At 59.4% G+C, this 11,509-nt stretch carries 10 protein-coding genes; 8 read left to right on the top strand and 2 right to left on the bottom strand.

What is annotated here, in order from left to right; translation table 11 throughout:
• Nucleotides 1-41: 41 nt before the first annotated feature.
• The gene (locus tag MNODULE_RS21310) at nucleotides 42-317 is read left to right on the top strand and encodes a heavy-metal-associated domain-containing protein (RefSeq protein WP_168063194.1); all 276 of its coding nucleotides are present in this window, start codon (nucleotides 42-44) and stop codon (nucleotides 315-317) included.
• Nucleotides 318-1,037: 720 nt separating this feature from the next.
• On the opposite strand, the gene katG is transcribed toward MNODULE_RS21310, so the two are convergent.
• Both katG and MNODULE_RS21300 read right to left on the bottom strand, forming a co-directional pair.
• Nucleotides 1,038-3,269: a catalase/peroxidase HPI gene (katG, locus tag MNODULE_RS21305; protein ID WP_168063193.1), complete on the bottom strand. Its 2,232-nt coding sequence runs from the start codon at nucleotides 3,267-3,269 to the stop codon at nucleotides 1,038-1,040.
• 402 nt (nucleotides 3,270-3,671) lie between these two features.
• Nucleotides 3,672-4,964 carry a sensor histidine kinase gene (locus MNODULE_RS21300; RefSeq protein ID WP_168063192.1) on the bottom strand — a complete coding sequence of 431 codons (1,293 nt, stop codon included), beginning with the start codon at nucleotides 4,962-4,964 and terminating at the stop codon, nucleotides 3,672-3,674.
• A gap of 361 nt (nucleotides 4,965-5,325) precedes the next feature.
• Here MNODULE_RS21300 and acsA point away from each other — a divergent pair, with 361 nt between their 5' ends.
• The 7 genes from acsA to MNODULE_RS21265 are packed head-to-tail and all read left to right on the top strand — an operon-like array spanning nucleotide 5,326 to nucleotide 11,414.
• Entirely contained in the window at nucleotides 5,326-7,098 is a 1,773-nt protein-coding gene (acsA, locus tag MNODULE_RS21295) for an acetate--CoA ligase (protein ID WP_168063191.1), read from the top strand.
• Nucleotides 7,095-8,060: a pyruvate dehydrogenase (acetyl-transferring) E1 component subunit alpha gene (gene pdhA, locus MNODULE_RS21290; protein WP_168063190.1), complete on the top strand. Its 966-nt coding sequence runs from the start codon at nucleotides 7,095-7,097 to the stop codon at nucleotides 8,058-8,060. Before acsA ends, pdhA begins: the two co-directional genes overlap by 4 nt.
• 2 nt (nucleotides 8,061-8,062) lie before the next feature.
• Nucleotides 8,063-9,049 carry an alpha-ketoacid dehydrogenase subunit beta gene (locus MNODULE_RS21285; protein ID WP_168063189.1) on the top strand — a complete coding sequence of 329 codons (987 nt, stop codon included), beginning with the start codon at nucleotides 8,063-8,065 and terminating at the stop codon, nucleotides 9,047-9,049.
• Nucleotides 9,042-10,259 (top strand): dihydrolipoamide acetyltransferase family protein, encoded by a 1,218-nt coding sequence (locus MNODULE_RS21280; RefSeq protein ID WP_168063188.1) that lies wholly within the window; start codon nucleotides 9,042-9,044, stop codon nucleotides 10,257-10,259. Before MNODULE_RS21285 ends, MNODULE_RS21280 begins: the two co-directional genes overlap by 8 nt.
• Nucleotides 10,256-10,525 carry an acyl carrier protein gene (locus MNODULE_RS21275; RefSeq protein WP_168063187.1) on the top strand — a complete coding sequence of 90 codons (270 nt, stop codon included), beginning with the start codon at nucleotides 10,256-10,258 and terminating at the stop codon, nucleotides 10,523-10,525. Before MNODULE_RS21280 ends, MNODULE_RS21275 begins: the two co-directional genes overlap by 4 nt.
• Nucleotides 10,522-10,839, top strand: a complete 318-nt coding sequence (locus tag MNODULE_RS21270; protein ID WP_168063186.1) for a Rieske (2Fe-2S) protein — start codon at nucleotides 10,522-10,524, stop codon at nucleotides 10,837-10,839. Before MNODULE_RS21275 ends, MNODULE_RS21270 begins: the two co-directional genes overlap by 4 nt.
• The gene (locus MNODULE_RS21265; protein WP_168063185.1) at nucleotides 10,836-11,414 is read left to right on the top strand and encodes a TlpA family protein disulfide reductase; all 579 of its coding nucleotides are present in this window, start codon (nucleotides 10,836-10,838) and stop codon (nucleotides 11,412-11,414) included. The genes MNODULE_RS21270 and MNODULE_RS21265 overlap by 4 nt, the downstream gene beginning before the upstream one ends.
• Nucleotides 11,415-11,509 lie beyond the last annotated feature (95 nt).

Genomic DNA, 11,509 nt, shown 5'->3' with positions numbered 1-11,509 from the left:
GCAATGGGCCCGTGTCGATTAAAAACGAAAGGAGAAACAACATGGCGAAAGTAACCTTCAATATTCCAGATATCTCCTGCGGACATTGCGAGCAGACGATCATCAAAGCGCTCCAACCGCTGGACGGAGTGCGAAAGGTCACCGTCGATATTCCGTCGAAGCAGGCAGAGGTCGACTACGACGATACACGCATTACGGTTGAGCGTATGAAGGAGGTCCTCACCGGGGCGGATTATCCTGCCATATCGGTACAGCCAGGACCCCGAGAGAATTCTTTAAGCAGCCGGGTTGCCGGTCGATCCTGCTGCGGCGCATAACAGCGCACGGATCCTGGCCGGCATTCTTCCGAATGCCGGCCAGGATCGAGGGCGGAGAATCAGGGCGTCTTGTGTTTAGTGATTACCGCTTAAAATACGCTGTGAATGGGCAACGTTCATGAAACTCGATTTCAGGAAGAATATCTCAGCGGGATGTCTACACCTACAAGTCAGCAAGAAGTAAAAAAAATAGGTATTAGAGATAACTACACCGAAATTACAGTATATTGTTCTCAGCCTCTTCAGAGAGACTTTTCCTTAACCAAAGAAAACAATTCACAGTGAGTAAAAAACCCGATCGCAGTTCCCAAAAACACTCCAGCTGTCAGAAAAATGATTCTCAAATATTCCGGCCAGTGGAACGAGAAAAATATTTGGACTAAACTGAGCCAAATCATTATTCCAGCCAATGTCCCAATTATTTGAGTAAGTAGATGCTGATACCATCTAACATGGGTAATCAAGCCACATTTGTGACACTTTAGAAGGTAAACAGGAGGAAGGATCCAATAGAAATCTCGGTAACGAAAAACACCTTTACAGCGTGGACATTTTGATTTCATTCTCAGATCACATAAATAATTTCCGGTTGGATTCTTCAGCTACGTTTAGTATACCAAAAAGTAAGTTTCAGGAAGAACAGTTTAGCCTTAGAATGTCTGAAAGGTAGCTGTTTTTTCGCCACCCCGTTAGAAGACCTCGAAGACATTGATGCAATGATTAGGCGAGGTCGAAGCGGTCGAGATTCATCACTTTGTTCCACGCAGCCACAAAGTCACGCACGAATTTCTCCTTCGAGTCGTCCTGCGCGTAGACCTCCGCGAAGGCCCGGAGTTGGGAATTGTAACCGAAGACGAGGTCGACGGCGGTGCCGGTCCACTTGACCTTGCCCGTCGCGCGATCGCGCCCCTCGTACAGGTTCGCATCCGAGGCGGATGCCTTCCACTGCGTTCGCATGTCGAGCAGGTTCACAAAGAAGTCATTGGTCAGCGTCTCGGGCCGGTCGGTCAAAACGCCGTGCTTGGATTGCCCGACGTTGGCGTTCAGGGCGCGCATTCCGCCGACCAGAACGGTCATCTGGGGAGCGGTCAAATTCAGCATGAATGCCCGCTCCACCAGCAGCTCCTCCGGCGGCAGCGCCTCTCCGGCGTGGAGGTAGTTGCGGAACCCGTCGTAGCGCGGTTCGAGCACGGCGAACGACGCCGCGTCGGTCTGCTCCTGCGAGGCGTCCGTGCGCCCCGGCGCGAACGGCACCGTGACGTCGTGTCCGGCGTTCTTCGCCGCCTGCTCGACGGCCGCGCACCCGCCCAGGACGATCAGGTCGGCGAGCGAGACCTTCTTTCCCCCGGACTGTGAGCGGTTGAAGTCCTGCCGGATCTGCTCGAGGGTCTGCAATATTTTGATGAGCTCGGCCGGGTTGTTGACCTCCCAGTCCTTTTGCGGTGCGAGGCGAATCCGCGCCCCGTTGGCCCCCCCGCGCTTGTCGGTGCCGCGGAAGGTGGCGGCCGACGCCCAGGCGGTGGAGACCAGTTGGGAGATGGACAGTCCCGAATCGAGGAGCTTGCCCTTGAGGGCCGCGATGTCCTGCTCCCCAATCAGCGCATGATCGACCGCGGGGACGGGGTCTTGCCACAGCTGCGGCTCGGGAACCCACGGGCCGAGGTAGCGGGAGAGGGGGCCCATGTCGCGATGCAACAGTTTGTACCACGCCTTGGCGAACGCGGCGTCGAGCTGGTCCGGGTTCTCGTGGAAGCGCTTCGCGATCGGCGCGTAGATCGGATCGGCCTTTAGCGCAAGGTCGGTCGTCAGCATCATGGGGGGGTGCCGCTTCGACGGGTCATGCGCATCCGGCACCGTCCCCTGGGCCTCGGGATTCTTGGGCGTCCACTGCTTCGCACCCGCCGGGCTCGTCGTCAGCTCCCATTCGTACTTGAACACGTTGTCCAAGAACCCGTTGTCCCACTTCGTCGGCTCGTTGGTCCAGGCGCCCTCCAGCCCGCTGGTGATCGTGTCGGGTCCCTTCCCGCTGCGGTAGCTGTTTCTCCAGCCAAAGCCTTGCTCCTCCAGGGGAGCCCCTTCGGGTTCCGGACCGACGTACCGGGTGGCGGGGGCCGCGCCGTGGGCCTTGCCGACCGTATGGCCGCCGACGATGAGCGCCACGGTCTCCTCGTCATTCATCGCCATGCGGGCGAACGTTTGTCGAATGTACTTCGCTGCGAGGGCCCGATCCGGGTTGCCGCCCGGCCCCTCGGGATTCACGTAGATCAGGCCCATGTGATCGGCGCCGAGCGCCTCCCGGAGGTCCCCTTCGCCGGCATGACGCTCGTCTCCCAGCCAGGTGTCCTCGGGCCCCCAGAAGATCTCGTCGGGCTGCCAGCGGTCCTCTCGCCCGAAGCCGAAGCCGAACGTCCTGAACCCCATCGATTCATAGGCCACGTTGCCGGCCAAGGTGATCAGATCGGCCCAGGAGATCTTCCGGCCATACCTCTGCTTGATCGGCCAGAGCAACCGGCGCGCCTTGTCGAGGCTCGCGTTGTCGGGCCAACTGTTGAGGGGGGCAAAGCGCTGCATGCCGTTGCCGGCGCCGCCTCGGCCGTCGGCGATGCGGTACGTGCCGGCGGCGTGCCACGTCATCCGGATAAAGAACGGTCCGTAGTGGCCGTAGTCGGCCGGCCACCACTCCTGCGAGGTCGTCATGACCTGGATGAGGTCCCGCTTCAGCGCTTCGACGTCGAGGGTCTTGAATTCCTCCGCGTAGTTAAAGTCCCTGCCCATCGGATCCGCCAGGGGAGAGTGCGCGTGGAGAATCGAGAGGTCCAACTGATTCGGCCACCAGTCCTTGTTCGTCCTGGGCCGATGCCGCTTGGGCGTCGGAGAGGGAATGGCCGGGTTCTCGCTTTCGCTGACGCTCGCAGTCGCTTTCTTCGTATCAGACACCTTCTTTTCAGACATGTCAGTCCTCCTCTTTTTTTCTGGCTGATTCCCTGCAATGAGTTGGCAGATAGCGAGGCCTCTCTTGGCGCAGCCGATCTCCTTCTGCAACGAGGTCGATCGCAAGGCGAATCAAATGAAGGCCTTCCATTCCTCCTGCAGGGTGAAGAGAGGAATGATCCTTATTCTCCGTAATGGGAGAGTTCATCCAGGATTCACCATTGCCTAATGATGAGGCAGACATTTGGCGGACTCAATACTGGGACGATTATAGCGAGAATGGGCGAACGATTTCCAATGATAAAACCGCTATTCTGTGTGGATACTCGATGCTTTTGATTTCAGGAAGGAAGAATTGATCCTACAATGTCTGAAAAGTAAGGTTCTGATTTTCCATTTAGACCCAAAACGGCCGGCTGAGTGCTACCCCTCTCTCTTCGGAAGAGTAAAAAAGAAGGTGCTCCCCTCTCCCGGCTGCGACTCCACCCAGATCGTCCCGCCGTTGCCCTCGACCATCTTTTTGCAAATCGCCAATCCCGCGCCGGTCCCCTCAAAGTCTTCCTGATTGTGGAGCCGCTCAAAGAGACCGAAGATCTGCTCCGTGTAGCGGGACTCAATTCCGATCCCGTTGTCTTTGATCGAGAGGTGATGAAAGTCTCCCTCCTCTCGGGAGGAGATTTCCACACTGGGAGTCTTGTCATTGAACTTGATGGCGTTCGACAGGAGGTTCTTGAACACCTCGCGGATCTGCGTCGGATCGCAGTAGACGGTCGGTAAGTTTGAACCGACCCGGATTTCGGCTCCCTTCTGTTGGATCGCAAAGTCCAGATCATGCTGCACATCGGCGACGACTTTCTTAAGGTCAACACTCGCACGGGTGGAGCCCTTCCGGGAAATGGAGGCGAGGGTGAGCAGGTCGCGGATGAGGTAATTCATCCGCAATGCGGAAGCCCGAAGCGCATTTAAATAGCGCTTTCCCTCGTCATCCAGACGGTCCGCATAATCTTCGAGGATGAACCCGGCGTAGGCGTCGATCCCGCGAAGCGGCTCCTTCAGATCATGAGAGACGACATGGACAAAATCATCCATCTCCCGGACCTTTTCTTCCAGAAGCTTTTTCTGAAGACGAAGGGAATCTTCCACCGCTCTACGCTCGGTGATGTCCCGAATCACGCTGATGACCAGAATGCCTTCGTCGGTTTTCATCGGGCTCAAGCGGATCTCAACCGGAAATTCGCTCCCACCCTTGCGCAAACCGAAGAGATCGGGCCCCACCCCCATCGGCCGGGTTTGCGGATGCATGACATAGGCCTCCCGATGGCCGATATGCCCCCTTCGAAAGCGCTCCGGAAGCAATACCTCAACCGGCTGTTGAAGTATTTCCTCGCGTCGATATCCGAACATTTTTACCATTTCACTATTCACACGCAGAATCCGCCCTTGATCGTTGACGATCACAATCGCATCGGGAGCCGACTCGATCATCTCGCGAAACTGCTCCTCCGCCCGCTGGCGCGCCGTCATCTCTTTTCGCAGCGCTTGGTTGATCGTCTCAAGCTCCGCGGTCCGCTCTTGCACGCGGACTTCGAACGCCTCCTCCGTCCCCTTGCGCCGCGTTGCTTTCTTCTGCTGCTCCGCCGTCTTTCCCTGCTTTTTTTCGAGCGATCGGATGGCCTTGATCAGTTCCGATTTGGTCATCGCATCATAGGATCTCATCGCTGTTCACTCTCTCTTTTGTTTTCGGGGCATCTCCTGAAGCTTGCTTGTACTTTTAAAAAATATGCCTGATAGACAGATTGATTTCTGCAGAAAAGAGGGTATGGGCTGGGGGTGGAAATGGATAGAAACGGTCTCATCTTGGTGTGTGGATCGCCCTCGTGTGTTTGTATTTTCCTATAGGCAAAACGGCTTGTCAATCATTTGTTACTAGTGGGGAATACTCCAAGCGATGGCCGCACGTTTCTAAAAAACCCCTCTTTCGTGGGGTTGTCTCTCCGGTTAAATCGGCTCAAAATAAAATCAAGTTCACAAAGCCGCCGGCGCCGATCGGAACAATTCACTGAGAAGGAAGAGACCGATGGAGGGAAGACTCGAACCGATTCTGAAGAGACCTCGGCCGGGCTCGCCCCCGAATCTCATCGACTATGAAACGGCGAAGTCCGCTTTCACCTGGGAGGCGGCCCGGCGCGAGTTGGACGGCCTGCCCGAGGGGAAGGGACTGAACATCGCCCACGAGGCGGTCGATCGTCATGCCGATGGACCGAGACGGAATCAGACCGCCCTTCGTTGGCTCGGAAAGAAGGGAGAGGTTCGCGAGTTCACCTACGCCGACCTTAAAAACCTTTCCAATCGGTTCGCAAATGTCCTCAAGCGGCTCGGCATCGGTCCGGGCGACCGGGTCTATCTTCTGGCCGGCCGGATTCCGGAGCTCTACGTCGCCGCGCTCGGAATTTTTAAAAATCGCTCTGTCTTTTGTCCCCTCTTTTCGGCATTCGGCCCCGAGCCGATCCGGGCGCGGATGGCGATCGGCGAGGCAAAGCTTCTCGTCACCACCGAAGCGCTCTATCGGAAAAAAGTGGCCGGTCTTCGCCCCTTGCTCCCCAAACTCGAACAGGTTCTCCTCGTCGGAGAGGAGGGAAAACCGACCGACGTTCACGACACCCACGATTTTCATCAGTTGATGCAGGAGGCGGGTGAGGACTTCACCATCGGCCCGACCGAACCGGAAGATCCCGCCTTGCTTCACTTCACCAGCGGAACGACCGGAACGCCGAAGGGGGCCGTCCATGTCCACGAGGCGGTCGTCGCCCATCACATCACCGGGAAGCTGGCGCTCGATCTTCATCCCGACGACATCTTCTGGTGCACCGCCGATCCCGGCTGGGTGACCGGAACCTCCTACGGAATCATCGCGCCGCTGACGAACGGGGTGACGAGCATTATCGACGAGGCGGAGTTCGACGCCGAGCGATGGTACGGGATTCTACAAGACCAAAAGGTGACGGTTTGGTACACCGCGCCGACGGCGATCCGGATGATGATGAAGATCGGTTTGGAACCGCTCAGCAAATATGACTTCAGCGCGCTGCGCTTTCTCGCCAGCGTCGGCGAGCCGCTCAATCCCGAGGCGGTCGTCTGGGGAGAGCGGGCTTTCGGCCTCCCCTTCCATGACAACTGGTGGCAGACCGAAACCGGCGGGATCATGATCGCGAACTTCGCCGCACTGGAGATCCATCCCGGCGCGATGGGGCGTCCCCTTCCGGGAATCGAGGCGGCGATCGTCGGAAAAACCGAAACGGGAGAGATCGCAGTCATCGAAGCGCCGGGGGTGCAGGGGGAGCTGGCGCTTCGGCCCGGATGGCCGTCGATGTTTCGAGGCTACTGGAACGAGCCGGAGCGGTATCGAAAATGTTTCGCAGGCGGATGGTACCTCACCGGCGATTTGGCGAAGCGGGAGAAAAACGGCACCTTCTGGTTCGTCGGCCGGGCCGACGATGTCATCAAGACCTCGGGACATCTGATCGGGCCGTTTGAGGTGGAGAGCGTTCTGATGGAGCATCCGGCGGTCGCCGAAGCCGGCGTGATCGGAAAACCCGATCCGGTCGCGATGGAGGTGGTGAAGGCGTTTGTCTCGTTGAAATCCGGACATGAGCCGTCCGAGGCGCTCCGGCGCGATCTGCTCGCCTTCGCCCGGACCCGCCTCGGGGCGGCGGTGGCGCCGAAGGAGATCGACTTCCGTCCGTCGCTCCCAAGAACCCGCAGCGGGAAAATCATGCGGCGCTTACTGAAGGCACAGGAGCTGGGTCTCCCGATCGGGGATACATCGACATTGGAGGGAATGGAGTCATGAATAGCGGTCGAGACCATGCGGTGGCGCTGTTGCACCAGATGCTTCGGATTCGCCGGTTCGAAGAAAAATCGGCCGAGCTTTATACAAAGGGGAAGATCCGCGGCTTCCTCCACCTCTACATCGGCGAAGAGGCGGTCGCCGTCGGCGCCATGCAGGCGCTGACGGCGGAAGACGCCGTCGTCGCGACCTACCGGGAGCATGGCCATGCCCTGGCGCGCGGGATGACGATGGGGCCGCTGATGGCGGAACTCTACGGGAAAGCAAACGGCTGTAGCCGGGGGCGGGGCGGCTCGATGCATTTCTACGACGCCGGCCGGCGGTTCTACGGCGGCTATGCCATTGTCGGCGAGGGACTCCCGGTCGCCGTCGGCCTCGCGCTCGCCGATCAAATGCGGAAACGATCCGCAATCACTGCCTGTTTCTTTGGCGACGGAGCGGTCGCCGAGGGGGAGTTTCACGAATCGCTCAACCTCGCCGCCCTTTGGAGATTGCCGGTCCTTTTTATATGCGAGAACAATCTTTATGCAATGGGGACGGCGCTCCATCGGCATCAGTCCCAGACCGACATCGCCCGGAAAGCGGAAGGGTACGGCATTGCCAATACCGCGGTCGATGGAATGGACCTGCTCGCGGTCAAAGAGGCGACGCGGCGCGCGGTGGAGTTTATCCGTGTCGGAGGGGGGCCCTTTCTTCTGGAGGCGCGGACCTACCGGTTCCGCGCCCACTCGATGTACGACCCGGAGCTCTATCGCGACAAGGGAGAGGTCGAGGCTTGGAAACAAAAAGACCCGATCGTCACATTCACCGCGCGTCTCCAAAAAGAGGGGCTGCTCGCCGAGGGGGATCTTGCGAAGATGGAAACCGTCGTAGACACTGAAGTGGCCGAGGCGGTCGCCTTTGCCGAAGCCGGTCCATGGGAGCCGGTTGAAGATTTGACGAAGGATGTCACCTCACCGAGGTAAAGATGAAAAAAATAACCTATCGTGAAGCGGTCCGTGAGGGCCTCCGGGAAGCGATGCAGAAAGATCGGCGGGTCTTCCTGATGGGAGAAGATGTCGGCCGATACGGCGGCGCCTACGCGTGCAGCAAGGGATTGTTGGAAGAGTTCGGCCCGGAGCGGGTCCGCGACACCCCCCTCTCGGAGGGGACCTTCGTCGGCGCGGGAATCGGCGCCGCCCTCGGCGGAATGCGGCCGATTGTCGAGGTAATGACGGTCAACTTCAACCTCCTGGCGCTCGATCAGATCGTGAACAACGCGGCGACGCTGCGCCACATGTCGGGGGGACAGTTCAGCGTTCCCCTCGTCATCCGGATGGCGACCGGGGCGGGGCGTCAAGTGGCGGCGCAGCACTCGCACAGTCTGGAGGGATGGTACGCGCACGTCCCCGGCATCCGTGTCCTCGCCCCCGCGACGGTGACCGATGCCAAAGGGATGCTTCTCTCCGCCGCGTTTCGCGAGCCCGACCCGGTGATCATTTTCGAGCACGCCTTCCTTTATCCGATGGAGGGGGAGCTCGACGAGACGATCGACCCGGTCGATCTGGAGAAGGCCGCCGTCCGAAGGCGGGGAAGCGACCTCTCCCTCATCACCTACGGCGGCTCACTTTGGAAGTGCATCGAAGCGGCCGGCCGGCTCGCCTCGATCGGGATCGACGCGGAGGTCCTCGACCTGCGCGTGCTGCGCCCCCTCGATACAGAGACGATCTTCGCCTCGGTGGCAAAAACCCACCGGGCCGTCATCGTGGATGAAATGTGGCGGACCGGAAGCTTCGCCGCCGAGATCAGCGCCCAGATCATGGAGGGGGCCTTCTACGATCTCGACCGTCCGGTGGCACGCGTCTGCAGCGCGGAGGTCCCGATTCCCTATGCGAAACATCTGGAAGAGGCGGCGCTGCCGCAGGTCAATACGATCGTAAAAACCGCTCAGGAGATGGTTCAACGCCATGGCTGAATTTCTGATGCCGATCCTCGGCGCCGACATGCTCTCCGCCACGCTGGTGGAGTGGAAGAAGAAACCGGGCGATCCAGTGGAGAAGGGGGAGATCCTCGCCGAGGTGGAGACCGACAAAGGGGTGATCGAAGTTGAGAATTTCACCGACGGCGTCCTCGAAAAGATTTTGGTCGATACCGGAACCGAGGTCCCGGTCGGCACACCGCTGGCGATCATTCGAGAAGCGGGTGCGCCTGCGGCGCCGATCTCGACGGAGATCCCCCGACCGGTCCCTCCCCGACCCAAGATCATCTCCCCCGTGATACCGCCGACGATCCGATTGTCCGAAACGGGCCGGATTCGGATCTCCCCTCTCGCGCGAAAGCGGGCCGAGTCGCTCGGTGTTGATCTGACGAAGGTGAAAGGGACCGGACCCGGCGGCGCGATTACCCGGGAAGACGTTGAACAAGCGGCGGCCGGCAAACCGGCCGTGGAGAAAGCCCCCGTCGATGGGACGTTCGGCTTGCCGCCTCTCGATCGGACGTTCGGCCTGCCGCCTCTTGATCGGACCGCCCGGATGCGCCAAGCGATCGCGGCGGCGATGGCCCGCTCCAAGCGGGAAATCCCCCACTACTATCTTCAGACCACGGTCGACCTGCACCGGGCGATGACTTGGCTGACCGAAGAGAACCAAAAGCGCTCGGTCCCCGACCGGCTCCTCTACGGCGTCCTGCTGATCAAGGCGGTGGCGGTCGCCCTGCGCGAGGTCCCCGAGTTGAACGCCGTCTGGAAGGAGGGAAAGGTCGTTCAAAGCGAGGCGATCCATATCGGTGTCGCAATCTCTCTGCGACAAGGCGGGCTCGTCGCCCCGGCCCTTCACAATGCCGACCGCCTCGACCTCGATACCCTGATGCGGCAGTTTCGCGACCTCGTTCAACGGGCGAGGGCCGGGTCGCTCCGAAGCTCCGAGTTCTCCGATCCGACGATCACGATCACCAGTCTCGGCGAGCAAGGGGTGGAAGGGATCTATCCGATCATCTACCCCCCGCAGGTCGCGATCGTCGGATTCGGGAAGATCGTCGAGCGCCCCTGGGTGGTCGAGGGAAAAGTGATCCCGCGGCCGGTGATCACCGCCAGCCTCGCGGGGGACCACCGGGTCACCGACGGCCATCGCGGCGGCCTCTTCCTTGCCGCCGTCGATCGCCTGCTACAGGGGCCGAGACGGTTATGACTGCGAAACGAACGAGAGAAGAAATCAAGGAAATCATTCTCAAAGCGCTCGGCGGAATTGCGCCGGAGGCCGATCTGACGCAGCTGAAGCCCGATCTCAATTTCCGGGAGCAGCTCGACATCGATTCGATGGATCTCCTCAACATCATGATCGCGCTGCATCAGACATTCGAAGTGGAAATTCCTGAGGCGGATTATCCCCAGCTGACGACGTTGAACGGCGCGATCGAATATCTGGCATCGCGCATTGAAAACGAGACGACATGACCGCGTATCAACCGATTGCAAAAACCGCCGATCTCCCCGAGGGGAAGGGAAAGGTGGTGAAGGTGGGGCGGCGACAGATCCTCCTGATGAATATCGACGGCCGCTTCTATGCCCTCGATCGTTTCTGCGCTCACCGGGCCGCCCCGCTCGTACAGGGAGAGGTGATCGACGGACAATTGCTCTGCCCCTGGCATGGGAATACGTTCGACGTCGCCACCGGGCGCTGCCTCGCCAATCCGGAGGAGGAGGTGCGGACCTATCCGGTTGAAGTGCGGGGAGAGGAAATTTGGGTCGAAATGGAGCATGAGCCATGAGGAGATCCACGCGGAATATCCTTTCTCAAATGAAGGGACTCTTCTGGAAGATTGTAATCAAGACCCGCTGGCGTCTCCCTCGGGGGCGCAGAGAAAGGGATGTCATTGGAGGGAGGATACCCGATTTTACCCTGCGCGATCTCTCCGGCCGGCCGTTCACCCTCTCTAAGACCTTCCCCAAAAAAGGGGCGGTCCTCTGGCTCACCAATCTCTGCCCGACCTGCGAGGAGCGGATCGCCCTGCTTCAAGAGGTTTATCAAACCCGTCACGATCATCTTGAGATCTTTGCCGTCTCAACACTGGGAGAAGATCGCACGACGCCGGAGCGGATTCTTCAAACGCACCAGATCGACTTTCCCCTCCTCCTCGATCCCAACGACTGGGTCGGCACCATCCTCGGATTCCCCCACCCACAAGGGGCCTGCCCCCTCTACAATCTCCTCCTCTTCGACCGGTCCGGAACGGTCCGCCTCCGGAGCCACCTCTCGGCCATCAAGGAAGAGGATTTTTTAAAGGCGATCGAATCACTCTCTCTGATTCCGTCGGAGGCAAGAGGAGAAACTGATGCCGCATAAGACCGATGAAGGGAGAGCTCCAATCCCGATCGATTGAGTCTCTTCGGAAAGAGATAAACTTTTCCTTTAATTTTCTATCCGCTCCATCGGCACGA

This window comes from Candidatus Manganitrophus noduliformans (assembly GCF_012184425.1).
GTDB classification, from domain to species: Bacteria; Nitrospirota; Nitrospiria; order SBBL01; family Manganitrophaceae; genus Manganitrophus; species Manganitrophus noduliformans.
The sequence above is the reverse complement of the archived record's forward strand: the minus strand, read 5'-3'. Positions and strand labels throughout refer to the sequence as shown.